This is a genomic window from Ruegeria sp. C8, assembly GCF_056537565.1.
This window is the reverse complement of the sequence record NZ_JBQFRV010000045.1, coordinates 1-868: the sequence shown is the minus strand read 5'-3', so window position 1 is coordinate 868 and position 868 is coordinate 1. Positions and strand designations below refer to the sequence as shown.

Here is an 868-nt window from a genome sequence, read left to right as displayed (position 1 = left end):
TGCAGGCAAAGTCACCATTCAATCAAAGGTCGGGTTTATGAATTCCGGAAGCGATGCGCGCGCGCTCGTAAATACGTGAAAGAAGTGCTCCTAAAAGGTTGAGCCAGGTCATCGGAATTAATACGACAAGGCCGTGACCCTTTGTGAAACCTGGATTGCGTAGCTTAAAGAACTGCACGTCTGATGGATCAAGCCGTTCATTGAGACGTTTTTCTTGCGGTGTTTCGATAGTGACCCATCCGACGTCGCGCACAAACGGGTCTTCTGGACGAACAGCCGGATCAGAGAAGCTTTCTATGAGCTGGCGAGCGATTTTCTGAATATTGCCGGGCGGCTTAACATCCGGGTGCGGGAAAATTCGCCGAAAATACTTGCAGAACAGGTGATAGCTCGACGTGTGAACGAGTGTGCCGAGATAGTACACTGGGGTGAATGGGTGGCTTAGTTTTTCAGTTAAAGCACGTACGATGCCGAAGCCGTAAGTTGCGCCGCGCCCGCGAAACCCAGGTGCCAACCCAGCCTCTGCCCGCAATACAATGACGCTGCGCCCATGCACTTGGCGTCGATAGCGGTGAACTGCACAATAACCAATAACACTTTGGTCTGCCGCGTTGTAAAGCTGGATGGATGTTGCTTCTGCCGGCGGTTCTATCACGTGCTGATGAAACTCTTCGGCGGAAACACCCGCAAAGATCTTTTGATGTACTGAATACAGTTTGTTCGACAGTGCTCGCCGCTCACAGGCCGAAAGTTCTGCTGGCACAACAATCCTGCCTCGGGCAATCCTAGGTTCTTTTCCGGTATGGCGTTCCGTTTCCATTTTGACCGATTGTAATGCGAAGATGTGGAGATGTCTCTGCTAGGCTCT

General features: G+C 51.5%; 1 protein-coding gene. It reads right to left on the bottom strand.

The annotated features are described in order from the left end of the window. Positions 1-22 precede the first annotated feature (22 nt). Positions 23-763, bottom strand: coding sequence for a hypothetical protein (locus tag ACR0KL_RS22745; protein WP_480777553.1), 741 nt, complete (start codon positions 761-763; stop codon positions 23-25). Between the last annotated feature and the right edge of the window lie 105 nt (positions 764-868).